The sequence below is a fragment of the Pseudogemmobacter sp. TB195 genome (assembly GCF_058313095.1).
In genome coordinates, this window is record NZ_JBZEGG010000001.1 from 532,782 (window position 1) to 553,961 (window position 21,180).

The window sequence follows — 21,180 nt, forward strand, 5'->3', positions numbered from 1 at the left end:
AGAGAATGGCACAAGAGACCTGGACCGGGAAAACCTGGATCGGCACCAACTGGAAGATGCATAAGGACTGGGCCGCAGCAAAGCGCTTTGCCGAGGGCCTGATCGCATCAGACAAAGATCGCGACCCGCGCATCCAGCGTTTCATCATCCCGCCTTATCTTTATGTGCGTGAAATCAAAGCGATGCTGAAGGACACTTCGGTCAGGGTCGGCGCGCAGAATATGCATTGGGAAAGCGAGGGTGCTTTCACCGGCGAGATTTCCCCGATGATGCTGAAAGATGCCGGTCTCGATATGGTCGAACTCGGCCATTCCGAGCGCCGCGAGATGTTTGGCGAGACCGATGAAGGCGTCGGGCTGAAGACCGAATCCGCGATCCGCCACGGCCTCGTGCCGCTCATCTGCATCGGCGAGACGCTGGAGGACCGCAATTCGGGCCGCGCCGCTGAGGTGCTGGCGAAACAGACCCGTTTTGCGCTGGAGCGCCTTTCTCCTGAACAGAAACAGGCCGAAATCCTGCTGGCTTACGAGCCGGTCTGGGCCATTGGCGTCAATGGCATCCCGGCCAAAGCCGATTACGCCGATGCGCGTCAGGCTGAAATCATCGCGGTCGCCACCGAGGTTCTGGGCCGCCGCGTGGCCTGCCTCTATGGCGGTTCGGTCAATCCCGGCAATTGCGAGGAACTGATCCAGTGCCCGCATATTGACGGTCTTTTCGTCGGTCGCTCGGCCTGGGAGGTCGAGGGCTATCTGGGTATCATGGCGCAAGTCAGCGCCAAACTGTGAGGGAAGACAGATGAAACTTGCAATCGCAGGCGACAGCGCCGGTGAAGGTCTCGCCAAAATCCTGGCCGATCACCTGAAAGGCAAATTCGAGGTCTCGGAAATCTCGCGCACCGATGCGGGCCCGGATGCGTTTTACGCCAACCTCTCGGACCGCGTCGGCTCCGAGGTGATGGCGGGCCAATATGACCGCGCGATCCTCGTCTGCGGCACCGGCATCGGTGTCTGCATCGCGGCGAATAAAGTGCCGGGCATCCGTGCAGCACTGACCCATGACACCTATTCCGCCACCCGCGCGGCCCTGTCGAACAACGCCCAGATCATCACCATGGGCGCGCGCGTCATCGGGCCGGAACTGGCGAAAGCCATTGCCGATGCCTGGCTCTCGGAAACCGAAAACTTCGACGCCGCCGGCAAATCCGCCAGCAATGTCGATGCCATCGACGCGGTCGGCGCGAAATATAACGCGAAGCTTTCGGGCGGCTGAGCCCCATTGAACAACAAGCCCCCGGGGTCTATCCCCGACGGGGCTTGTCGGGGCGCGAACTCCTCCTCCTCCTCTCGCGCCCCACCTATTTGCGGAGTTGCCGATGCTGACCCTCCCCGCTGATCACGCGCCTGACGGGATGCGTCTTGAAGATCACCTGACCGGCAAATCCGGCCCGGTTTCCGTGATCCGGGCCTTTGCAGAGGCGCTTCCCGGGATTGCGGCGCGGCTTGCGGCGGGGCGGCTTTACTCTGACCCGGCCGCGGTGATCGGCATCAATGAAAGCGGCGACAAACAGAAAGCGATGGATGACGCGGCGCATCACTATGTGCTGCCTTACTTGCGCGATGCGGGCGTCCGGCTTGTGCTTTCGGAAGAGGCCGAGGATATCGTCACCCTGAACCCGGACGGGCTCTGGGATGTGGCGATGGACCCGATTGACGGATCAAACTCCATCGGGATCGGGGCGCCTCTTGGCATGTTCTTCGCGGCCTTCCCGGCCAAAGGCGCGGATTTCCTGCGCCCGGGCAGCGAAATCGTGGCGGCGGGCTATGCGTCGATCGGCCATTCGCTGGATTACGGCTTTACGCTGGGTGAGGGCGTTCAGATTTTTGGCTACGACCCGCAGGGGCGCGACTTCCGCCAGACCCATGCCAATGTGCAACTGAAGCCGAAGGCCTCGACCATTGCCTATAACGCCTCGAACCAGCGGCATTGGGCGCAAGGGTTGCAGGACTGGGTCTGCGATATGGAGCTTGGCCGCGATGGCCCGCGCGGGCGCGATTTCAATATGCGCTGGCTCGCGGCAGCGGCGGGGGAACTCCACCGCATCCTGATCGAGGGCGGCGCGTTTCTGTATCCCGCCGACAGCCGTAAAGGCTATGAGAACGGGCGCTTGCGCACGCTTTATGAGGCGTTCCCGATTGCTTTCCTGATCGAACAGGCGGGCGGCAAGGCGACCGATGGCGTCAACACGATCCTGGCCCGACTGCCCCTGGCGCATCACGAACACACGCCGCTTGTGTTCGGCGCGGCGGATGAGGTCGATATCATCCGAGATTACCTGACGCGCTGATCAGACCAAGGCCTCAGAACACGGACCATCCCATCCGCTGCGACAACATCTCAAGCGCCTCGGCGCCCAGGAGCGAATTGCCATTCGCGTTCAGCCCCGGCGACCAGACGGCAATCGAGGCCACCCCTGGCACAACCGCGAGGATCCCGCCTCCGACCCCGCTTTTCCCGGGCAGGCCAACGCGGTAGGCAAAATCGCCCGAGCCGTCATAATGGCCGCAGGTCAGCATCAGCGCGTTGATCCGCCGCGCCCTGACGCCCGAGATCACCGAGCGCCCGGTCACCGGATTCTTGCCGCCATTGGCCAGATACCCCCCGGCGCGGGCCAGTTGCGCGCAGCTCATGGTGACCGCGCAATGGTGGAAATAGACGCCCAGCACATGGTCGGGCGGGTTGGTCAGATTATCCCAGGAATGCAGGTAATTCGCGAGCGCCGCATTGCGAAAACCGGTCGCCTTTTCGGCGCGCGCCACCGCCGGATCGGCGCTGATCGTGTCATCATCCGAGATGAAGCGCAAAAACCGCAGGATCTCGCCAATCGTCTCACGCGGTGCCCGGGCATGCGCCAGCAGCGCATCCGCCACCACCAGCGCGCCCGGATTGATGAACGGGTTGCGGGGGATGCCCTTTTCCTGTTCCAGCAGCACGATGGAGTTGAAGGCGCTTCCCGAAGGTTCGCGCCCGACGCGGCGCCAGAGCGCATCGCCATACATCCCAAGCGCCAGTGTCAGGGTGAAAACCTTGGAGATCGACTGGATGGAGAAAGGCAGATCCGCCTCGCCTGCCGTGAAAAGCCCGCCCTCATTCAGCGCGACTGCGATGCCGAAATGCTTCGGGCTGACATGGGCCAGCGGCGGGATGTAATCGGCGGGATGGCCGCGCTCTTCGCGGCTCGCGAGCGTGGCAGTGATCTCGTTCAGGATATCTTGCAGCTTGTCCATCATGGCAGCCTGCCCGTCACGCCCCTGCGCTGGCAAGTCCCTTTCAGACTGACCGCATTCAGGCTTCCCTGTCAGCGCCGCACCAGCACGCGCCGCCGTTTGGCGCCCGGATCTGCGGCCAGATCTGCGGGCAATCCGGTGCGGAACTCCATCACGGGCGGGATGCAGCCAAGGCCGGCGGCGAGGCGGGTAAGCGAATGCTCCATCGCCGGGATGGCGATTTCCCCGACCGTGGTGTCGAGCCAGACCGTCAGCCGCCTCGCCTCTTCAATCACCCGGTAATCCCGCACCGGCACCGGCAGGGTCGCCACCGCCTGGCGGATCGCGTCCGAGGGCACCATGCGCGGCCTGCCATCCGCGCCGGCCCACCAGAGGATATCATCGGCGCGCCCTTCAATCCGTTTCAGCCGCTGGCTCGCACAGCCGCAGGGGCAGGGCTCCGGGTCGGGGATCAGCACATCATCCAGCCGGTAGCGCAGGATCGGCAGGCTCTGCCGGGTAAAATCGGTGATCACCGGGCAAAAGGCGCCGGTCGCTTCGTCGATCACATCGCGGTCGAAATGGATATAGCGCTCGTTCAGATGCAGCGATCCATGGCGACAGGGATAGCCCAGAACACCTTCGGTGCATTGATAGGCCTGATCCGGACGCTGGTCGAAAACAGTCTCTATTACCGCGCAATCTTCGGGAGAGAGCACCTCGGCGACCGAGATGATCCGCTTTGGGCGAATGCGGATCTGCCCCGCCGCCTGCGCCTTTGCGATCAGGCCGAGGATCTGCGCCGGGGCGATCAGCACGGTCGGGTTCTGCTGGTTCAGCAAAGGCAGATGCGCCTCGAACTCAGACAGAAGATCGTAGAAACGAAACTGCATCAGCGGGTTCGAAAGGCTTTCATAGAGCGCGTTATTCGCGCGCAGGAAAAACGCGATCCGCTGGCGCGACAAAAGCGGCGCGGGCCAGAACCGGCCGCACATCACCGCCGCCCAGAGCGCGCGTTCGCGTTTGTCGCTGAGAAACAGCCCGCGCTGCCCCGATGTGCCGGTGGAAAGCCCCACCGCCACCTCGCCGATCATTGGGGAAAAATCGCGGCTCTCTTCGGATTTCAGCGCTATATCCAGGGCCTGGTCGCGATGAATGCCACAGGTGTTGATGCCAGTAAAATGCTCCATCAGCCGGGCCTTGTTCATCATCGGCCATTCCGCAATGCGCCTTGCAGCATAGGGCGCGTGAAAGGGCGAGCGCGGCATGATCTGCTCGCGCAGGTGGCGCAGCCCGGCGGCCTGCCAGGCGATGATTTCCGCGCGCGAGCGAAAGCCGCGTCCGTAACGTGCGGCCAGAAAGGCGGTGAGGGGCGAGGGGGTCACGCAAAGGCCTCCGGGCAATGGGACGGCCAGAAGGTGATGTCGGGCCGGTTCCGGGCGAGATCGGCCAGCGCCGAGAAGGTGGCGAGATAGGCCGCCGCATCGCCAAGGCGGCGCAGGGTGTAATCGGGCGGCGGGCAGCCATCGCGCAGCGCCTGGCGGCTCCAGGCCGCATCGGCGATCAGAAAGGCCGGGCCGCTGGTGGTCTGGGGCAGGTATAGGCCGAACTGGCCATGACCATGCCCGGGCAAGGCCACTGCAAGCAGGCTGCCAGTGCCGGAAATGTCGTGAAACGATCCCAGGCCGCTGCTGCCATCCGGGGGCGCGGCCTGCGGGAAATCTTCGAAAAACTGCGGTGACAGAGCCTGAAGCCGCCGTCGGAGCCCTTCGGGGCACCCCGCTTTCAGCGTGGCGAGGCGGCTGCCCTGATGCAGATGAGCCCAGGCTTTGCGCGAGGTGAGGACGGGCGGGATCGGATCCATCCCGAACAGCCCCGCGACATGATCGGCATGGAGATGCGAGAGCACCACCTGCCGGATCTGCGCGCCGTGGCGGCCGAGCTGCGCGGGCAGGCGCTGGTCCCAATCCAGATGCGCCGGCGTGAGCCAACGGTAGAGCCGTTCCGGGAAGGGGCGGGTTGCCTCGAAAAAGGCAGGTCCGTAGCCGGTATCGAACAGGATATCGCCGAGGCCCGGATGGCGGATCAGCACGACACCGGCGGGAAAGCGGATGGGCCGCCAGCCCGCATCGCGGCGCGACAGCCTGGCGGGGGCGCAGCAATATCCGACGCGAAACGGGATGAGTTCAGGCAGCATAGTCGCGGATCCCTTCTGAAAGGGTCACTTGCGGGCGATATCCCAGATCGGCCCGTGCGGCAGAGATGTCGAGCGTCAGGCTGCGGCCCAGCGAGACCACGGCCTGGCGGGTCAGCACCGGCTCGATATCGGGGCGAAACAGGTGATGCAGGGCCTCGAACCCGGTGGCGATTGTCATGGCGACCCCATAGGGCAGGTGCCTGCGGCGCGGCGTGAGGCCAAAGAGATCCGCCGCCGCATCGGCAAGCTGCGCGAACCGCCAACTCTCGCCCGAGGTGATGTTGAACACCCGCCCTCCGACCTTTTGGGCGTGAGCTGCGGCCAGAACCATCGCGCGCGCGGCATCCGAGACATGGGTGACATCAATCAGCGCCGCGCCGCCCGAGATCAGGGGCAGCGTCCCGCGCCGCATCGCCGTCAGAAGACGCGGCATCAGCGCCCGGTCGCCGCGCCCATAGATCGAACGGGGGCGCAGGGCCACCACCCGCATCGCGCCGGGCTGGTCATAAGACAGCGCCAGTGCCTCGGATTCCGCCTTGGTCCGGGCGTAATGGGTGGCAAAGTGTGCGGGCAGGGGCGCGTCTTCGGTCAGATCCAGCCGGTCGGTGCCATTGGCATAAATGCTGGGGGAAGAGGCGAAAATGAACCGCTTCACCCCGCTGTCGCGCGCCGCGTCCAGTAATCTGCGGGTTGCATCCACATTCAGCGCCTGGAAATCGCGGGCGCGCCCCCAGGCCGAAGACAGGGCGGCACAGTGGAAAACAGTCTCTGTGCCGGCTAAAACCGGCTCGAGCGGCAGCGGATCGCAGAGATCGAGCGGCAGAAATTCCGCGCCCTGTTGCTCCAGGCCTGCCCCGGCCCGCAGGTCGCGACCCTGCGCGGTGACCCTGGTGCCTGCAGCCAGCAATTGCCGCGCGATGCCGCCGCCAAGGCACCCGGTCGCCCCTGTGATCAGAACCGCCATCAGCAGCGCACCACCATGCCACCGAGCGACAGCCCCGCCGAGGTGCCGATCAGCATGGCAAGCCCGCCGCGTTGCAGGCGCCCCGAGGTGATCGCGTGATGCAGGGCACTCGGGATCGAGGCCGCGATCTGATTGCCCAGCTGCCCGAAGGTCCGGATCACCTTTTCGGGCGGTATCCCCAGCCGCGCCAGCCCATGATCCAGTGCCGGGCCAGAGGCCTGATGCGGCACGATACAGGCCAGATCGTTGTAGCCGACACCCGCCTCGTCCATGAGCGCCCGGAGGAAACGCGGCAGATAGCGCGCCGCGATGCGGAAGGCGGTCTGCCCGTCCATATGAAACACATTGGTGCGGTCGAGCAGCTCCGGATCGCGGGCGCCGCCGTAACGGGTGCCGCCGCCTTCAAGCACACAGGCGGCCTGGCCTTCGGAATAGGTTTCAAACCGGCTTGCCAGCACGCCCTCGCCCGCATCTGCGCCCAGAACCACCGCCGCCGCGCCGTCGCCGAAGATCGCCGCCGTATCGGGGTCGGACCAGTCCAGCCCGACCGAGGCGATGTCAGCGGAAAACACCAGCACCCGGCGCGCCCGCCCGGTGGCAATCCGCATCGCGGCCAGATCCAGCGCCTGCACGAAACTCAGACAGGTCGCATTCACGTCGTAAGAAGGAATACCCGATTTCCCCAGCCCAAGCCGGGCCTGCACCAGCGTCGCGGTCGAAGGGATCGCCTGTTCCATCACCCCGCAGGCGCCAAGGATCAGATCGAGATCGCCCGCGCGGATCCCGGCCACCTCAAGCGCCTGGCGCGCCGCTTCGGTCGCCATCATCGATGTGCTTTCCTCGGGTCCGGCAATATGGCGGGCGGCAAGCCCATAGCGGCGTTCGGTGGTGCCCGCAGCCCAGCCGAACCGCTGGTCAATCGCGGATGAGGCAAGGCGCTGTTGCGGCAGATACATACCCGTTCCGAGAATCCGCATCGCAGGTGGGCTGTTCCGATGGGATGTACTCTGCATGACGCACCTTATTGAACATTGTTCACTAACCCTTGACCTGGGCCGGGCTTTGCGTCAAGAAGTTTTTGAACAACGTTCAGTATGCAAAACCTTACGGAGGCGACTATGAGCCGACCCCAGCGTGTGCCGCGGGCAGAGCTGCGCCAGGCCATCCTTGAGTCTGCACGCGGGATCCTGGATCGCGAAGGCGTCCCGGGTCTCTCGGCCCGCGCGATCGCGCGTGAGGTCGGATATACTGCGGCCTCGATCTACAATGTCTTCGGCTCGATGTCGGATATTCTGATGGAGGTGAATCGCGAGACCTTTGCCCGGCTTGAACAGCTCTTTGACACGCTCCCCGAGGCAGGCACCCCTGCGGCGCGGCTGCATCTGATCTGCCAGAGCTATATTTCTTTCATGCGTCGCAACCCGGCTTTGTGGAGCGCGCTTTTCGGCGGTATGCGCCAGCGCGAGACTTTCCCCGCCTGGTATGGCGAGGCGGTCCGGGGCCTGATGGGGCGGTTGACAGAGCTGCTCCGCGAACATGCGCCCGATCTGGATGACAATCGTGCCATGCGGCTGACCGAGCAGCTTTATGTCGCGGTGCATGGCGCGGTGGCGCTGGAGGTGGACCGCCGGCTCGACATCCTGACCACACAAAGCGCCGGCGAAATCGCGGCTTCGGTGCTGGATGCGATGCTCAGCCGGCTGAAGCCGAAAGGCTGAAAGATGGCGGGGGCGTTCATTCTAGGATCGGCGCGCTGCGGGTCGACGCTGGTTTCGGATCTGATCCGCCTGCATCCCGAACTGCTCAGCCTCTCTGAGGTGTTTTCCACGGCCGGCGCGCGGGCCTTCCCGCCCGGTCAGCTTTCGGCGCGGGACTTCTGGCGTGGCCTCGCGGAGCCGACCCGGATCGGCGCGCTGGCCGGCAATCCGCTGCGGGCGCCGCGCGAGTTTCTCTATGGGCGCCAGCAGGGCAACCGCCATGACCCGTTTCGCTGCCCGCCGCTCCTCCAGGTCGCGCTGCCGCATCTGACTGACGCGCCCGATGACCTTTTCGACCAGTTGGCGGCGGAGGTTGCTGCATTTCCCCGGCAAAGCGTTGCGGATCACTACCGCCAGCTGTTTGGCGCGATGGCCATGGCCCGCAATCGCCGGCTCTGGGTTGAACGCTCGGGTGGCTCGCTGGTGGCGACGCGGACGCTGGCGCGCCTGTTTCCCGAAGCGCGCCTTGTCCTGCTGACGCGGAGCGGCCCGGAAACCGTGCTCTCGATGAGCGATTACCCCGCCACCAGGCTGGCCGCGCGGATGTGGCAGCGGATGCGGGGCTTTGGCATCGACCTTCTTGACCCCGACAGCCATTACGGGCGCGGGCGGATCTGGCGGGTCCTGCAGGCGCTGAGCATTGCGATGCCGGTCACGCCGATGCTGGATCGGCCCGCCGATCCGCTGCTGCTGGCGCGGTTCTGGTCGGCCATGATGATCCGGGGGGCGCAGGCGCTTGCGACCCTGCCACGGGCGCGCTGGCATCACCTTTCCTATGAGGCGCTGATCGCGACACCAGAGCCCGAACTGGCGGCGCTGGCCTTGTATCTGGGCGTATCGGCCCCGGCGGGCTGGCTGCGTGAGGCCGGGGCCCGGCCGGAGCACCGCCCGTCTCGCGCGGACCGGCTTGCCCCCGCTGAGAGGGCGCGTCTTATCGCGGCCTGCGCCCCGGGCGAGGCTGCGCTTGCCGCCCTGATCCGAAGCTGACCCGGGCCTGATCCGGGTCCGTAGGCCGCGCGGAATATGGCAGGTCCAGGGCATTAAGGACCGATTTTAATGACTCGAATGCCCCCTGCCTCTGCTGTGAAAACCTCGTCTTAAGCACGCCTCTGCTTTGCTCATCTTCGCGACGGGTGAGGGTCGGACACTCTGATGACCCCGCCGCAAAGGTGGAAAGGGGTTCGTCATGAAACATGTCTCGACCCGGGTGCGGGCGGGCTTTGCAGTACTTTGCTTTTCGATAGCCAGCGGTGCAATGCCACCATTCAGTCTGGGAAAGGCCCTGGCGCAGATGCGGCCGACCCATATCGGCACGATCTGGGTGGTGCGGGCCGACCCGGGCGGTCTGATCGCGACCAGGGAACGCGAGGTTCAGCGCTTGCGGGCCAGCGGCGACCGCGTCGAGCTGCGCGGCACCTGCAATTCGGCCTGCACGATGTATCTCGGGCTCGACAATATCTGCGTCCACCGCCGCGCGAGCTTTGGCTTTCATGGCCCAAGCTCTTACGGCAAGCCGCTGCCAAAGCCGGAATTTGACCACTGGTCGCAGATCATGGCGCAGAATTACCGCGAACCGCTTCGCAGCTGGTTCATGGAAACGGCGCGTTACAGGCTCGACAACCCTCTCCGGGTGAGCGGGGCAGAGCTGATCCGCCTCGGCTATCCGGAATGCTGATCGGGGGGACCCGGCAGATCAGCTGATATCCACCGCCCGGCGATAGGCACGCTGGCCATAAAGCAGGGTTGCCGGATCTTCCGACAGGGTCACACCGGTGACATGGCCGACAAAGATATGATGGGTTTCCCAGTAAAGCGCGGTGGCAAGGCGGCATTCAAACACCGCCGTCGCCCCCGCGATTTTGGGCTGGCCAAGGCTGCCCGGTTGCCAGGGCACCTGGGCAAAGCGCGCGTCATGATCTGCCATGCCGCTGCGGCCGGCAAAGATATTGGCGATCTCGTGCTGGCCCTCATGCAGCAGATTGGCGCAAAAGGCGCGGTTCTTCAGGATCGCTGTCGCGGTCGAGCTGCGGTGATGGATACAGGCCAGCAGCGAGGGATGGTCGCCATCCGCCGAAACCGAGGTCAGCGAGGAAATCGTCACGCCAAAGCGCCCGCCTTCTCCATCCGTGGTGGCGACGGCGACAAAGGTCGCAGCCCGGCTCATGCCTTCGACAAAACACCTGCGCAGTTCCGGGTCCATAGATGGGCCTCCTGTACGTTAGTACAAATTTATTGCATTGGGCGGGCAGGAAATGCCAGCGAAAATCGTGCCTCAGCCGCGGTCTTTGGCAATGCGGTCCTGCCAGAACGGGCGCTCCAGTCGGAACACATCGCGCGTGCGCACATAATCCGCGCCAAAAGACCGCCCGACGAGGTCAAGCCCGGGCGTGTCGACATGGCCGCGCGCTTCATCCAGCACGAAACGATCCTCGATATGGATCGACAGCACCTCGCCGACAATCAGCGTCTGCCGGGGCCCGGTCGCTACCCGCTGCAGGAGGCAGCATTCCAGCGCCACGGGGCTCGCGCTTATCCGGGGCGGCGCGATTTTGACCGAAGGCGTCAGCTCCAGCCCGGCCAGCTCTGCCTCGCTCACGCCTTCGGGCGCGTCGATCGAGGTCAGGTTCATCGCCCCGGCCAGCGCGAAAGGCACCAGGTTCACCACGAACTCGCCGCTGTCGAGGATGTTCTGCGCCGAATGTTTCAGCCCGCCGTCGCGGCCCGGGCTGATCCCCAGCACCACGGTGGGCGGCTCATCCCCCATCACGTTGAAAAAGCTGAACGGCGCGGTGTTCACCACCCCGGCGGCAGATTTCGTCACTACCCAGGCGATGGGGCGTGGCATGACCGTGGCGACGAGCAGCTTATAGGCGATCCCTGCCGCGGTACTTTCCAGATCGAAATGCAAATCTCAGCCCTCTTCCTTGCGCTGATGTGCCAGCGCGGCGATCAGATCAGTGCGGGTGACGATGCCCAGAATACGCGTGCCTTCAAGCACCGGCACCGCATCATTCGGCCCCTCGGCCAGCAGCGGCAGCAGGTCATGGACAGGCGTGCCGGGGCTGCGGGTCGGCACATGGGGATCCATCACCTCCCGCGCCCGAACGGTACGCCCGCCCGCAGCGCCCAGCAATCGCGCAAGGTTTGCGGTGAAGCGGGTGCCGCTCAGTCGTGCATCTTCGGCGCCGCGCCGGATCAGGTGGATCTGGAAGATCACGCCCAGATAGCTGCCATCCGCCGCCGCCACCGGCAGCGAGGTAAAGCCCCGGTCGCGAAAGATCGCGCCAACCTCGGTCAGGGGCGTCTCGGGGCCAACGGTCACAAGGTTGCGCGACATGATCTCGCCGCAGGTGATGCCTTCGGTCTGGTGCCGCGCGGCCAGCAGCTCGGCGGCCGAGATCAGCCGGGCGAGGTCTTCAACGCCGATATTGGCGCTTTGGTGAAATTCCTGCAGCAGCCCGGCCAGTTCCGCGCGCGAAACGCCGAGCCGGTCAAGCGGGCGCGGATCGGGCTGGCCGGGGGCGGCGGTGGCAGGCTGACGGAACGGATAGCGCCGCCCGGTCAGTGCCGCCGCCAGCGCCGCCACCGGCACCAGTGCCAGTGTGCCAAGCGCGACCGGCACCAGCACATAGAAAAAGCCGAGCTCCGCCGCCGCATGGGGCGCAAGCACCGTCGCCAGCGCAACCGCGCCGCCGGGCGGGTGCAGGGCGCGGCTGAGATGCATCGCCAGCACGGCCAGCGCCGGGGCCAGCACGATCCGCAGCTCGGGCGCCTCGATGGTCAGAACCAGCGCCACGCCGACAAGGGCCGAGACCGCATTCCCCACCACCGCCGACCAGGGCTGCGCCAGCGGGCTGTTCGGCAGGGCGAATAGAAGCACCGCGCTGGCGCCAAAAGGCGCGATGACGAAGAGCCCCCAGGCCGAGGCGCCAGGGGCGGGGCTGAGGAACAGGATCAGCGCCACCATGCCGACAAACATGCCTGCCGTGGCGCGCAGGGTTTCGGTCCAGCCGCTAAAGCCCATCGCGGGGCCGGCATGGCGCAGCGTCCGGCGCAGATATTGTCCCATGGCGGCCTCCTGTTGCGGCGTGTCACTCTGCCCGATCAGCGGGCGAGCGCAAGCAGCCCGTCACAATCGAGATGGGTTTCCATATGATCGGCAAGGCGGTCAAGGATGCGCTCCACTTCGGCGCCGTATCGGGTTGCGCCGGCGGTGATGCCGAAATCCTTCAGCCAGGCGGCGCGGAAGGCGTCACTGGTGAATAGCCCGTGGAGATAGCTGCCCTCGACCCTGCCATTGGGCGAACGCGCGCCTTCCGGCTGGTCGCCGAGATACGCAAAGGGACGGGCGCGGTCAGGGCCTTCGGTCCGTCCGATATGGATCTCATAGCCGGTCACATCGAGGCCGGTGGCGGCATGGCGGGCCGTGACCCGTGCCAGCCGCTTGTCGCCCGACATCACCGTTTCCACATCGAGAAGGCCAAGCCCCGGCGTCACCCCCGGCGCGCCTTCGATCCCATCGGGATCGGCGACCGAGTGGCCCAGCATCTGATAGCCGCCGCAGAGCCCGAGGATCCGCCCGCCGCGCCGGTGATGCGCGAGAATGTCTATATCCCAGCCCTGTTCGCGCAGAAACGCCAGATCTCCGCGTGTCGATTTCGACCCGGGGATCACCACAAGATCACTATCGCCGGGGATCGCCTGACCGGGAAGGATCATCGAAACCGTCAGATCCGGCTCCAGTTTCAGCGGGTCGAGATCGTCGAAATTCGCGATGCGGCTGAGAGCCAGGCAGGCGACCTTTACCCGCCCCTTGCCCGATGGCGCCAGGTCGAGCGCATCTTCCGCCGGCAAAAGCCGGGCATCGCGAAACCAGGGCAAAACGCCAAAACCGCGCCAGCCGGTACGGTCCCCGATCAGCCGGTAGCCATCATCGAACAATGAGGGATCACCGCGAAAGCGATTGATCAGAAAGCCCGCGATCTGCGCGTTATCGCCTGCGTCCAGCACGGCCTGGGTGCCGACGATCTGCGCGATCACGCCGCCGCGGTCGATATCACCCGCCAGCACCACCGGCACGTCGGCCGCCAAGGCAAAGCCCATATTGGCGATGTCATTTCGCCTCAGATTGACCTCGGCCGGGCTGCCGGCGCCTTCGACAATCACCAGATCCGCCTGAGCCCTGAGGCGGCGGAAGCTCTCCTGCACTGCCTCGGCGATCTTCGGCTTCAGGCCAGCATAATCCTTTGCGCGCACCGAGGTCAGGCGACGCCCCTGCACCACCACTTGCGCGCCGGTATCGGTTTCAGGCTTCAGCAGGACCGGGTTCATATCGCTATGCGGCTCCACCCCGCAGGCCAGCGCCTGCAGTGCCTGGGCCCGCCCGATCTCGCCCCCGTCCACTGTGACCGCGGCATTGTTCGACATGTTTTGCGGCTTGAACGGCAGGACCGTCTGCCCCCGCCGCCGCGCCACCCGGCAAAGCCCCGCGACCAGCAGCGACTTGCCGACATTCGAGCCTGTGCCCTGGATCATCAGCGCGCGGCCAGGCGTCTGGCCAGACATCAGAACTCTACCCCGGCCTGGGCTTTAACCCCGGCGCGGAACGGGTGTTTCACCATCGCCATTTCCGTCACCAGATCGGCCAGTTCCATCAGTTCCGGCTTTGCATTGCGCCCGGTCAGCACGACATGGGTCATCGGGGGTTTCTCATCGCGCAGAAACGCCAGCACCTCGACCAGAACAAGGTAGTCATAGCGCAGCGCGATATTGATCTCGTCCAGCAGCACCATGCGGTTCCGCTCGTCCCGGATCAGCTCTTTCGCCTTTTCCCAGGCGCGCGCGGCGGCGGCGCGGTCCCGCTCCAGATCCTGGGTCTCCCAGGTAAAGCCCTCGCCCATCGTGTGGAACTGGCAGAGACCTCCGAAATTCTTCAGGATCAGATCGCGCTCACCGGTCGACATCGCGCCCTTGATGAACTGCACCACGCCGCAGGGCATTTCATGCGCGATGCAGCGCAGGATCATCCCGAAGGCGGAGGAGCTTTTGCCCTTGCCCGGCCCGGTATGGACGATGATCAGCCCCTTCTCGCCGGTCTTTTCCGCCATCATCCGGTCGCGCGCGGCTTTGATCTTCGCCTTTTTTGCGGCGTGGCGGGCAGCATCTTCCGCAGGAGTTGCGGCGGGATCGGGAGCATCGGTCATTCCTGGCCTCGCTTGACATTCGGTGGGTCTGATGGCTTGGCTGTGGCCATCGCTGGTTCCTGCCATACAGCAGGCGAAGAGGGAATGCGACAGGCCGAAAGCCCAGACGCAGCCGCCCCCGCGACCGTGACCGGAAAGGTCGCCCAACCGCCACTGGCCATCCGGCCGGGAAGGCAGGGCGCCCGCAGGGGGATCCCCCGAAATCCGCAAGCCGGGAGACCTGCCAGCGCCGGTGCGGCCCTTCGGGGCGCGCATCATTCGTAACGGGCGGCCGGGGTGAGCCGCGGGTCTGGTGGTGCTTTTGCCCGCCACCTGTTCCCCGCGCAGCCACAGCCATGCCGGAGGGGCAAATGGCCGGAGAAACCGAGCTTGTGGTCTGTACCACATGCAGATTGCCGGGCAGCAGCCCCGAGGCCATACGCGATGGCGCGCGGCTCTCTGAGGCGCTGACCGCCAAAGGCGTGGGGCATCGCCGCCAGGAATGCCTGTCTGCCTGTTCCAATGGCTGCGCCGTGGTGTTTCGCGGCCCGGGCCGCTGGACCTATGTCCAGGGCCATCTCGACCCCGATCTGCATCTGAACGACCTCGTCACCATGTATCACGCCTTTGCGGCGACGCCCGATGGCATCGTCCCCTGGCGTGCGCGGCCCGAGGTCATCCGCAAGAACACAATCGCCCGTATCCCTCCGATGGAGCTTTGACATGTCCGCAGACAAATCCCTGGAAAAAACCCCCGTCACCGTGATCACCGGCTTTCTTGGCGCCGGGAAAACCACGCTGATCCGCCACCTGCTGCAAAACCCGGGCGGGCGGCGGCTCGCTGTGCTGGTGAATGAATTTGGCGATGTCGGCGTTGATGGCGACCTGATCCGCGACTGCGCCGATGCGAATTGCCCGGAAAGCTCGATTGTCGAGCTCACCAATGGCTGCATCTGCTGCACCGTTGCCGACGAGTTCATCCCCTCGATCGAAAAGCTGATGGCGATGGAGCCGCGCCCCGATCATATCGTGATCGAAACCTCGGGCCTTGCGCTGCCGAAACCGCTGCTGAAGGCCTTCGACTGGCCGGCTTTGCGCTCTAAAATCACCATCGACGGTGTGGTCGCGGTCGCCGATGCCGAAGCGGTCGCCGCCGGCCTTTTCGCGCCGAATCCGGCACAGCCCGGCGCGGCTGAAGCCGATCACGAGACCCCGCTTTCCGAGGTCTTCGAAGATCAGATCGCCTGCGCCGATATCGTTCTTTTGTCCAAGGCCGATCTCGCAGGAGATGCCGGTATCGCAAAGGCGAAAGCCGTGATCGAGGCCGAGGCGCCGCGCCCTCTGCCGATGCTGCCTTTGACCGAAGGCGTGATCGATGCGCGTGTCGTGCTGGGGATCGGCGCGGCTGCCGAAGACAGCCTGAATGAGCGCCCCTCGCATCACGATGGCCATGATGATCACGATCATGACGATTTCGACACGATCGTGGTCGATCTGCCCGAGATCACCGACCCGGAGGCACTTGCGGCGAAAGTCTCGGCCCTGGCAGCCGCGCAGAACATTCTGCGCGTCAAAGGCCATGTGGCGGTCGAGGGCAAGCCGATGCGCCTTCTGATCCAGGCCGTCGGCCCGCGTGTGCGTCATCAGTTCGACCGGCCATGGGGCAACCAGCCCCGTCGCTCGCAGCTTGTCGTGATCGCGGAACATGGCAATATCGACGCAGCCGCCGTTCGGGCCGCTCTGGGGGCATAAGGGGCCTGATGCACGTCCTCTTTCGCGAAAGCCACGGTCTGGAAGAGACCGACATGCCGCAGGATCTCGGGCAGACGCCCGGGGATCTTGTGGTGCTGTCGTTTTCCGACAGCGACCTCGGGGCTTTTGCGGCAGGGTGGAAGCGGGGGCGCGAGACGCTGCCCTCCCTCAGGCTGGCAAACCTGTCGCGGCTGACGCATCCGCTCTCGGTCGATACCTGGATCGGGCAGACGCTGACCGGGGCGAAAGGCGTGCTGATCCGGCTGATCGGCGGGGTGAATTACTGGGCTTACGGCGTCGAACAGGTCTCTAACATGGCCAGATCACGCGGGATCGCGCTGGCGCTCCTGCCGGCGGATGGTCGCCCCGACCCTGCACTGGATGCCGCCTCGACTTTGCCGGTCGCCACGCTGCGGCGCCTGTCCACGCTGTGCGATACCGGCGGGGCGATCGCAGCCCAGGGCGCGCTGGCGCAGCTCGCGCTTGCGGCGGGTCTCTATGCCGGGCCGGTGCCCGGGGCAAAATCGCTGCCGGGCTTTGGCTTTTGGCACCCGTCAGGCGGCGTGATCCGTGACTTGCCACATGGCGAGGCGCCGCTTGTCCTGATCCCCTTCTACCGTGCCTGGGCCGCCGCCGGCGACACCGCCGCCATCGACGCCCTGATCCTGGCGTTCGAAGCCGAAGGCTTTCGGGCATATGGCGCGTTCCTTCCCAGCCTCAAGGACGAGGCCGCTGCCCGCTGGCTGCGCGAGACCCTCCCGGCGCCTGGACTGAAAGCGGTGGTCAATGCCACCGCCTTTTCCGCCCGCGACGCCAGTGGCTCGCCGCTGGAGGCCGCCGGTGTGCCGGTCTTCCAGGTGATCCACGCCACCTCTACCCGCGCCGCCTGGGAAGGGGCCGGGCGCGGCCTCTCCCCCGCCGATCTGGCGATGCATGTGGCGCTTCCCGAAGTCGATGGCCGCATCACTGCCGGCGTGATTTCATTCAAGGACGAGGCGCCGCGCGACCCGGATCTGCAATTTTCCCGCACCAGCCACGCGCCGGACCCCGAACGTATCGGGGCCGTGGTCGCGAAGGTCAGAGCCTGGATCCGCCTCGCGTCAGAGCCCCCGGCCAGCCGCCGCATCGCGATGGTTCTCTCGACCTATCCGGGCAAATCCTGGCGCATGGCTCATGCCGTGGGCCTTGACGTTCTGGCCTCGGCCGAGGCGATGGCCGAGGACCTCTGCGCCGCCGGTTTCAGCATTCAACCCGGTGCTCCGCTTGATCAGGCGCTGCAGTCCGAGACCATCGCCTGGCCGCTTTCGGCCTATCGCGAGGCGCTCGCCCGACTGCCGGAACCCCTGAAAACCGCCATAACAGAGACGCATGGCCGCCCAGAAGACGATCCGGCGATCCAGGCCGGCGCCTTCCATTTCCAGGCGACGCGGCGCGGCAATCTTCTGATCGCCCTGCAGCCCGAACGCAGCCGCAGCCCGGATCGTGACGGCGAATATCACGATACCGGTCGCATCCCCGGCCACGCCTATACCGCTTTCTATCTCTGGCTGCGGCAGGGCACAGATGCGCTTCTCCATATCGGCGCCCATGGCACGCTCGAATGGCTGCCCGGGAAGGCGGTCGCCCTCTCCGCCGCCTGCTGGCCCGAGGCGCTGGTCGCGCCGCTTCCCGTGATCTACCCGTTCATCGTCAATGACCCGGGCGAGGCCGCTCAGGCCCGCCGCCGCATTGGAGCCGTCACGCTCGGTCATCTGACCCCGCCGCTGGCGGATGCCGCAATGCCCCCGGCGCTGGCCCGGCTTGAACGCCTGCTTGATGAATATTCCACCGCCGATGGCCTCGACCCGGCCCGCCGTGACCGGCTGATCGCCGCTATCCGTCAGGAAGCGCAAAGCGCGCATGTCGAACAGGATCTTGACATCCCGGAAACCGCCTCCCCCGCCGAGGCGATCCCCAGGATCGACCGTTTCGTCTGCGACCTGAAAGAAAGCCAGTTCGGCGAAGGCCTCCACATCTGGGCCCGCGGCACACCTTTTCATCTGTCCGAAAATATCCTCGGGGGCCACCCTTCCGGGCCCGGGGGGGCAGACAGCCCCCGGGGCCAGCCATCCGGCGATCCCGACTCGCTGACCTCCGAACGCGACAACCTCATCGCCGCGCTCAACGGCCAGCCAGTTCCGCCCGGACCCTCCGGCTCGCCCTGGCGGGGCCGCGCCGATGTGCTGCCCACGGGACGTAACCTCTATGGCACCGACCCGCGCGCTGTGCCGTCACGCGCCGCCCATGCCCAGGGCATCAGACTGGCCGAAGAACTGGTGCGCCGCCACCTCCAGGATCATGGCGATTACCCGCGCGGCCTTGTCCTCAACCTCTGGGGGTCGGCCACGATGCGCACGGCGGGCGAGGAATTCGCCATGGCGCTGCATCTCGCCGGGCTGGAGCCGATCTGGGACGAAGGCTCTGACCGCGTCACCGGTTTTGGCATCCTGCCGCTGACCCTGATGGACCGCCCCCGGATCGAGGTCTCGATCCGCGCTTCCGGCCTGTTCAGAGACGTCTTTCCCGATCTCGCCCGGCTTTTTGATGCAGGCTGCGAGGCGCTGGCCGAGCGTGACGAAGCTGCCGATATGAACCCCTACACGACCGCGCCGCGCGGGGCCCGGGTCTTCGCGCCTGCCCCCGGCAGCTATGGTCTCGGGATCCGCGAGGGCGATTATTCCGAAAGCGCCCGCAAGGCGGCGGGCGAGGCCTGGCTTGCGGCTTCGGACCATACGGCCCAGGGCGCCCCTGCACGCGATCTGCTTGAAACGCGGCTTCGGGCGGCGGACGCCTTCCTTCATACCCAGGATATAACGGAAACCGATCTTTTGCTCGCGATGGATTACGCCAGCCATGAAGGCGGTTTCGCCGCCGCGATGGAGCGGCTTGGGGCGGCAAAACCGGCGCTTTACCACCTTGACGCCACCCGCCCCGACCAGCCCCGCGCCCGGGCGCTGACCGAGGAAATCGCCCGTGTCACCCGCGCCCGCGCTGCCAATCCGGTCTGGCTGACCTCGATGACCCGGCATGGGTTCCGGGGGGCCGCCGAGATCGCCGCGACGCTGGAACATCTCGCGGCTTTTGCCCATCTCGCCCGCGTGGTGCCGTCGCATCTCTTCGATCTTTACCGCGAGGCGACGCTGGACGACCCGGCGATCCGGGCTTTTCTCGAGACCGCCAACCCCGATGCCCTTGCTGCGATGGAGGATTGCTTCCGCGCGCTGGAAGCGGCGGGTCTGTGGCAAAGCCGCTCCAATTCCCGCGCAGCCAGGATGTCGTCAGAGGGGGTGGCATGAGCGGGCAGGTGCAGGGCTGGTGTCCGGGTGCGCTGCGGCCGATGATGTCCGGCGACGGCCTGGTGCTGCGCATCCGCCCCCATGCCGGGCGGCTGATGCCGGAACAGGTGCTGGCGCTGGCGGATCTCGCGGAAACCCATGGCAATGGGCTGATCGACCTCGGCTCGCGCGCGCATCTGCAATTGCGCGGCGTCACCGAGGCCGCGCTGCCAGCGCTGCATCAGGCGCTGATCTCGCTTGATCTCCTCGATTCCAGCGCCGAGGCCGAGGCGCGGCGCAATATCCTCACGACACCCTTGCACCGCGCGGGCGATGAGACGCTGACGCTGGTCGAAGGCCTGGAAGAGGCTTTTCGGGACGCGCCGGTCCTTCCCGCAAAATTCGGCTTTGCCGTGGATACCGGGGCGGCGGCGATCCTTGGGGGCACTTCGGCGGATCTGAGGATCGAACGTGCGGCTCAGGGCCTGATCCTGCGCGCCGAGGGGATGGAACGAGGCGAGCCAGTGACCACTGACAGCGCCATTCCGCGTCTGATCGAGGTGCTGCACTGGTTCCTCGCGCAAGGATCTGCGACCCGGATGGCACGGCTTGCGGCCCGCCCGCCGCTGAACGCGACCGAACTGCCGATGACCGGGCCGGCGCTGGTCCCGGGCAGGACTGCGGCGGGGCTCTGCCTCGCGCTGCCCTTTGGTCAGATCGGGGCGGCGATGCTCAGGGCGCTGGCGGTTGCACCGCTGCGGCTGACGCCCTGGCGGTCGGTGATCCTGGAAGACATCACCCGCGCGCCGGTCACCGGCCTGATCGAAGACCCTCATGATCCGCTTTTGCGCGTGGCGGCCTGCACCGGAGCGCCCGGTTGCCTGTCTGCCGAGGCGCCGGTGCGGGGCCTCGCCCGCAGCCTGGCGCCTTTGGTGCCGGCGGGCGCCTTGCTGCATGTTTCGGGCTGTGGCAAGGGCTGCGCTCATCCAGGCCCCGCCCGCCTGACCCTTACTGCAAGACAAGGCCGCTTCGATCTGATTGAAGACGGCGCCGCCAGTGCCAGTCCCGCCTTGTGCGGGCTTTCCCCCGATGACCTTCCTGCGATTTTGCGAGGCCGCCTTGACCCATCTTTATGAAACCGACGGCGCGAAGATCTATCTCGCAAGCTTTGCCACCATCCGCGCCGAGGCCGATCTGGCGCGCTTTACCCCCGAGGAAGAGGTGGTCGCGGTCCGCATGATCCATGCCAGCGGCATGGTCGAACTGGCCCCCCATATCCGCTTTGCGCCGGGCTTTGCAATCGAGGCCCGCGCGGCGCTGGAGGCGGGGGCACCGATCCTGTGCGATGCAAAAATGGTCAGCGAGGGCATCACCCGCGCCCGTCTGCCGGCGGGGAATGAGGTGATCTGCACGCTGCAGGACCCGTCCGTGCCGGAGCTGGCGGCGCGGATCGGCAATACGCGTTCGGCGGCGGCGGTGGAACTGTGGCGCCCCTATCTTGCGGGCGCGGTGGTGGCGATCGGCAATGCGCCGACTGCGTTGTTCCATCTGCTGAACCTGCTGCAGGATCCGGATTTCCCGCGCCCGGCGGCGATCATCGGCTGCCCGGTCGGCTTTATCGGCGCGGCGGAATCGAAAGCGGCGCTGGCAGAAGACAACCCTTTGCCCTGGTGTGTGGTAGATGGCCGCCTCGGCGGTTCGGCGATCACGGTGGCGGCGGTCAACGCGCTTGCCAGCCGTAAGGAGTGAGC

The 21,180-nt window shown here is 66.0% G+C and carries 21 protein-coding genes and 1 riboswitch; of the genes, 11 read left to right on the forward strand and 10 right to left on the reverse strand.

Features of this window, described 5'->3' with window-relative positions; genetic code table 11:
• Window positions 1-5 precede the first annotated feature (5 nt).
• The 3 genes from AC4FS3_RS02490 (at window position 6) to AC4FS3_RS02500 (ending at window position 2,344) form a co-directional block, all read left to right on the forward strand.
• On the forward strand, window positions 6-785 hold the full coding sequence (locus AC4FS3_RS02490; RefSeq protein WP_491019216.1) for a triose-phosphate isomerase: 780 nt from the start codon (window positions 6-8) through the stop codon (window positions 783-785).
• Window positions 786-795: 10 nt separating this feature from the next.
• Window positions 796-1,269 (forward strand): D-erythrulose-4-phosphate isomerase, encoded by a 474-nt coding sequence (gene derI / locus AC4FS3_RS02495; RefSeq protein WP_283176463.1) that lies wholly within the window; start codon window positions 796-798, stop codon window positions 1,267-1,269.
• 103 nt (window positions 1,270-1,372) lie between these two features.
• The gene (locus AC4FS3_RS02500; RefSeq protein ID WP_491019217.1) at window positions 1,373-2,344 is read left to right on the forward strand and encodes a class 1 fructose-bisphosphatase; all 972 of its coding nucleotides are present in this window, start codon (window positions 1,373-1,375) and stop codon (window positions 2,342-2,344) included.
• Between the two features lie 13 nt (window positions 2,345-2,357).
• Here the strand turns inward: AC4FS3_RS02500 and AC4FS3_RS02505 are convergent, their stop codons facing one another.
• The 5 genes from AC4FS3_RS02505 to AC4FS3_RS02525 all read right to left on the reverse strand — a co-directional run bounded on the left by AC4FS3_RS02505 (window position 2,358) and on the right by AC4FS3_RS02525 (window position 7,380).
• Window positions 2,358-3,287 carry a glutaminase gene (locus AC4FS3_RS02505; RefSeq protein WP_491019218.1) on the reverse strand — a complete coding sequence of 310 codons (930 nt, stop codon included), beginning with the start codon at window positions 3,285-3,287 and terminating at the stop codon, window positions 2,358-2,360.
• A gap of 68 nt (window positions 3,288-3,355) precedes the next feature.
• On the reverse strand, window positions 3,356-4,648 hold the full coding sequence (locus AC4FS3_RS02510; protein WP_491019219.1) for a F390 synthetase-related protein: 1,293 nt from the start codon (window positions 4,646-4,648) through the stop codon (window positions 3,356-3,358).
• Entirely contained in the window at window positions 4,645-5,460 is an 816-nt protein-coding gene (locus tag AC4FS3_RS02515) for an MBL fold metallo-hydrolase (protein ID WP_491019220.1), read from the reverse strand. The genes AC4FS3_RS02510 and AC4FS3_RS02515 overlap by 4 nt, the downstream gene beginning before the upstream one ends.
• Window positions 5,450-6,424, reverse strand: a complete 975-nt coding sequence (locus tag AC4FS3_RS02520; protein WP_491019221.1) for an NAD-dependent epimerase/dehydratase family protein — start codon at window positions 6,422-6,424, stop codon at window positions 5,450-5,452. The genes AC4FS3_RS02515 and AC4FS3_RS02520 overlap by 11 nt, the downstream gene beginning before the upstream one ends.
• The gene (locus AC4FS3_RS02525) at window positions 6,424-7,380 is read right to left on the reverse strand and encodes a 3-oxoacyl-[acyl-carrier-protein] synthase III C-terminal domain-containing protein (RefSeq protein WP_491019222.1); all 957 of its coding nucleotides are present in this window, start codon (window positions 7,378-7,380) and stop codon (window positions 6,424-6,426) included. The genes AC4FS3_RS02520 and AC4FS3_RS02525 overlap by 1 nt, the downstream gene beginning before the upstream one ends.
• A gap of 162 nt (window positions 7,381-7,542) precedes the next feature.
• On the opposite strand from AC4FS3_RS02525, the gene AC4FS3_RS02530 reads away from it, so the two are divergent.
• The 3 genes from AC4FS3_RS02530 (at window position 7,543) to AC4FS3_RS02540 (ending at window position 9,856) form a co-directional block, all read left to right on the forward strand.
• Window positions 7,543-8,142, forward strand: coding sequence for a TetR/AcrR family transcriptional regulator (locus AC4FS3_RS02530; protein WP_491019223.1), 600 nt, complete (start codon window positions 7,543-7,545; stop codon window positions 8,140-8,142).
• Between the two features lie 3 nt (window positions 8,143-8,145).
• Complete coding sequence (locus AC4FS3_RS02535; protein WP_491019224.1) at window positions 8,146-9,168, forward strand: sulfotransferase; 1,023 nt, start codon at window positions 8,146-8,148, stop codon at window positions 9,166-9,168.
• Window positions 9,169-9,367: 199 nt separating this feature from the next.
• Window positions 9,368-9,856 carry a hypothetical protein gene (locus AC4FS3_RS02540; protein WP_491019225.1) on the forward strand — a complete coding sequence of 163 codons (489 nt, stop codon included), beginning with the start codon at window positions 9,368-9,370 and terminating at the stop codon, window positions 9,854-9,856.
• A gap of 18 nt (window positions 9,857-9,874) precedes the next feature.
• Here AC4FS3_RS02540 and AC4FS3_RS02545 read toward each other — a convergent pair whose 3' ends face one another.
• The 5 genes from AC4FS3_RS02545 to cobO form a co-directional block, all read right to left on the reverse strand.
• The gene (locus AC4FS3_RS02545; RefSeq protein WP_283176454.1) at window positions 9,875-10,381 is read right to left on the reverse strand and encodes a flavin reductase family protein; all 507 of its coding nucleotides are present in this window, start codon (window positions 10,379-10,381) and stop codon (window positions 9,875-9,877) included.
• A 72-nt stretch (window positions 10,382-10,453) separates the two neighbouring features.
• Window positions 10,454-11,089: a flavin reductase family protein gene (locus AC4FS3_RS02550; protein ID WP_491019226.1), complete on the reverse strand. Its 636-nt coding sequence runs from the start codon at window positions 11,087-11,089 to the stop codon at window positions 10,454-10,456.
• A gap of 3 nt (window positions 11,090-11,092) precedes the next feature.
• Complete coding sequence (locus AC4FS3_RS02555) at window positions 11,093-12,250, reverse strand: HPP family protein (RefSeq protein WP_491019227.1); 1,158 nt, start codon at window positions 12,248-12,250, stop codon at window positions 11,093-11,095.
• A gap of 35 nt (window positions 12,251-12,285) precedes the next feature.
• Window positions 12,286-13,746, reverse strand: coding sequence for a cobyric acid synthase (locus AC4FS3_RS02560; protein ID WP_491019228.1), 1,461 nt, complete (start codon window positions 13,744-13,746; stop codon window positions 12,286-12,288).
• Complete coding sequence (cobO, locus tag AC4FS3_RS02565; protein ID WP_491019229.1) at window positions 13,746-14,384, reverse strand: cob(I)yrinic acid a,c-diamide adenosyltransferase; 639 nt, start codon at window positions 14,382-14,384, stop codon at window positions 13,746-13,748. The genes AC4FS3_RS02560 and cobO overlap by 1 nt, the downstream gene beginning before the upstream one ends.
• A gap of 36 nt (window positions 14,385-14,420) precedes the next feature.
• Window positions 14,421-14,626, forward strand: a riboswitch (cobalamin riboswitch).
• A 108-nt stretch (window positions 14,627-14,734) separates the two neighbouring features.
• Between cobO and AC4FS3_RS02570 the strand changes: the two genes are divergently transcribed.
• Genes AC4FS3_RS02570 through AC4FS3_RS02590 form a run of 5 tightly spaced genes read left to right on the forward strand, consistent with a single transcriptional unit; the run spans window position 14,735 to window position 21,178 of the window.
• A complete protein-coding gene (locus AC4FS3_RS02570; protein WP_491019230.1) occupies window positions 14,735-15,085 on the forward strand; it encodes a DUF1636 domain-containing protein in 351 nt (116 codons plus the stop codon).
• Between the two features lies 1 nt (window position 15,086).
• Entirely contained in the window at window positions 15,087-16,115 is a 1,029-nt protein-coding gene (cobW, locus tag AC4FS3_RS02575; RefSeq protein WP_198835382.1) for a cobalamin biosynthesis protein CobW, read from the forward strand.
• Between the two features lie 8 nt (window positions 16,116-16,123).
• A complete protein-coding gene (cobN, locus tag AC4FS3_RS02580; RefSeq protein WP_491019231.1) occupies window positions 16,124-19,450 on the forward strand; it encodes a cobaltochelatase subunit CobN in 3,327 nt (1,108 codons plus the stop codon).
• Entirely contained in the window at window positions 19,447-20,565 is a 1,119-nt protein-coding gene (locus tag AC4FS3_RS02585) for a ferredoxin-like domain-containing protein (protein ID WP_491019232.1), read from the forward strand. The genes cobN and AC4FS3_RS02585 overlap by 4 nt, the downstream gene beginning before the upstream one ends.
• Complete coding sequence (locus AC4FS3_RS02590) at window positions 20,549-21,178, forward strand: precorrin-8X methylmutase (protein WP_491019233.1); 630 nt, start codon at window positions 20,549-20,551, stop codon at window positions 21,176-21,178. Before AC4FS3_RS02585 ends, AC4FS3_RS02590 begins: the two co-directional genes overlap by 17 nt.
• Window positions 21,179-21,180 lie beyond the last annotated feature (2 nt).

Coding starts and splice junctions, on each gene's coding strand:
- AC4FS3_RS02490 (WP_491019216.1), top strand. CDS start 6: ATGGCACAAGAGACCTGGACCGGGAAAACCTGGATCGGCACCAACTGG.
- derI (WP_283176463.1), top strand. CDS start 796: ATGAAACTTGCAATCGCAGGCGACAGCGCCGGTGAAGGTCTCGCCAAA.
- AC4FS3_RS02500 (WP_491019217.1), top strand. CDS start 1,373: ATGCTGACCCTCCCCGCTGATCACGCGCCTGACGGGATGCGTCTTGAA.
- AC4FS3_RS02505 (WP_491019218.1), bottom strand. CDS start 3,287: ATGATGGACAAGCTGCAAGATATCCTGAACGAGATCACTGCCACGCTC.
- AC4FS3_RS02515 (WP_491019220.1), bottom strand. CDS start 5,460: ATGCTGCCTGAACTCATCCCGTTTCGCGTCGGATATTGCTGCGCCCCC.
- AC4FS3_RS02520 (WP_491019221.1), bottom strand. CDS start 6,424: ATGGCGGTTCTGATCACAGGGGCGACCGGGTGCCTTGGCGGCGGCATC.
- AC4FS3_RS02525 (WP_491019222.1), bottom strand. CDS start 7,380: ATGTATCTGCCGCAACAGCGCCTTGCCTCATCCGCGATTGACCAGCGG.
- AC4FS3_RS02530 (WP_491019223.1), top strand. CDS start 7,543: ATGAGCCGACCCCAGCGTGTGCCGCGGGCAGAGCTGCGCCAGGCCATC.
- AC4FS3_RS02535 (WP_491019224.1), top strand. CDS start 8,146: ATGGCGGGGGCGTTCATTCTAGGATCGGCGCGCTGCGGGTCGACGCTG.
- AC4FS3_RS02540 (WP_491019225.1), top strand. CDS start 9,368: ATGAAACATGTCTCGACCCGGGTGCGGGCGGGCTTTGCAGTACTTTGC.
- AC4FS3_RS02545 (WP_283176454.1), bottom strand. CDS start 10,381: ATGGACCCGGAACTGCGCAGGTGTTTTGTCGAAGGCATGAGCCGGGCT.
- AC4FS3_RS02555 (WP_491019227.1), bottom strand. CDS start 12,250: ATGGGACAATATCTGCGCCGGACGCTGCGCCATGCCGGCCCCGCGATG.
- AC4FS3_RS02560 (WP_491019228.1), bottom strand. CDS start 13,746: ATGTCTGGCCAGACGCCTGGCCGCGCGCTGATGATCCAGGGCACAGGC.
- cobO (WP_491019229.1), bottom strand. CDS start 14,384: ATGACCGATGCTCCCGATCCCGCCGCAACTCCTGCGGAAGATGCTGCC.
- AC4FS3_RS02570 (WP_491019230.1), top strand. CDS start 14,735: ATGGCCGGAGAAACCGAGCTTGTGGTCTGTACCACATGCAGATTGCCG.
- cobW (WP_198835382.1), top strand. CDS start 15,087: ATGTCCGCAGACAAATCCCTGGAAAAAACCCCCGTCACCGTGATCACC.
- cobN (WP_491019231.1), top strand. CDS start 16,124: ATGCACGTCCTCTTTCGCGAAAGCCACGGTCTGGAAGAGACCGACATG.
- AC4FS3_RS02585 (WP_491019232.1), top strand. CDS start 19,447: ATGAGCGGGCAGGTGCAGGGCTGGTGTCCGGGTGCGCTGCGGCCGATG.